At 70.1% G+C, this 1,057-nt stretch carries 2 protein-coding genes; both read left to right on the forward strand.

What is annotated here, in order from left to right; genetic code table 11:
• On the forward strand, positions 1-831 hold an 831-nt coding region (locus tag ACFYMU_RS33445; protein WP_388381499.1), incomplete at its 5' end, for an acyl-CoA carboxylase subunit beta.
• A 23-nt stretch (positions 832-854) separates the two neighbouring features.
• Positions 855-1,057 (forward strand): acyl-CoA carboxylase epsilon subunit (locus ACFYMU_RS33450; RefSeq protein WP_388381501.1); only part of this gene is annotated, 203 nt, incomplete at its 3' end.

Consider the following 1,057-nt stretch of genomic DNA (forward strand, 5'->3'; position numbering starts at 1 on the left):
CTGCTGTCCTACCTGCCGTCCAACAACCTCAGCCAGCCCCCCGCCTTCCCCGAAGAGGCCGACCTCACCCCCACCGACGACGACCGCGCCCTGGACACCCTCGTCCCCGACAGCGCCAACCAGCCCTACGACATGCACACCGTGCTGGAACACATCCTCGACGACGCCGAGTTCTTCGAGACCCAGCCGCTGTTCGCCCCCAACATCCTCACCGGCTTCGGCCGCGTCGAAGGCCACCCCGTCGGCATCGTCGCCAACCAGCCCCTGCAGTTCGCCGGCTGCCTCGACATCGACGCCAGCGAGAAAGCCGCACGCTTCGTGCGCACCTGCGACGCCTTCAACGTCCCCGTCCTCACCTTCGTCGACGTCCCCGGCTTCCTGCCCGGCGTCGGCCAGGAACACACCGGCATCATCCGCCGCGGCGCCAAACTCATCTACGCCTACGCCGAAGCCACCGTCCCCCTGATCACCGTCATCACCCGCAAGGCCTTCGGCGGCGCCTACGACGTCATGGGCTCCAAACACCTCGGCGCCGACCTCAACCTCGCCTGGCCCACCGCCCAGATCGCCGTCATGGGCGCCCAGGGCGCCGTCAACATCCTCCACCGCCGCACCATCGCCGCCGCCGACGACCCCGACACCACCCGCGCCCGCCTGATGCAGGAATACGAGGACACCCTCCTCAACCCCTACATCGCCGCCGAACGCGGCTACATCGACGCCGTCGTCATGCCCTCCGACACCCGCCCCCACATCGTCCGCGGCCTGCGCCAACTACGCACCAAACGCGAAACCCTCCCCCCCAAGAAGCACGGCAACATCCCCCTGTAAACCCCCGACCCGTGGACACGGACATGACGATCAAGGTCGTACGGGGCAACCCCACCCCCGAGGAGCTCGCCGCCGCCCTGGCAGTGGTCCGAGCCCGCGCCGCAGCCGCAGCCTCCATACCACCGGCCGCGACGCGCCCCCCGGACTCCTGGGCCGACCCGGCCCGCATCGCCACCCACCACCTGCCCCCACCCAGCCCGGCAGCATGGAGCCGCACCTACTGGCC

This window comes from Streptomyces sp. NPDC007264, from assembly GCF_042869095.1.
In the GTDB taxonomy this organism is placed as follows: domain Bacteria; phylum Actinomycetota; class Actinomycetes; order Streptomycetales; family Streptomycetaceae; genus Streptomyces.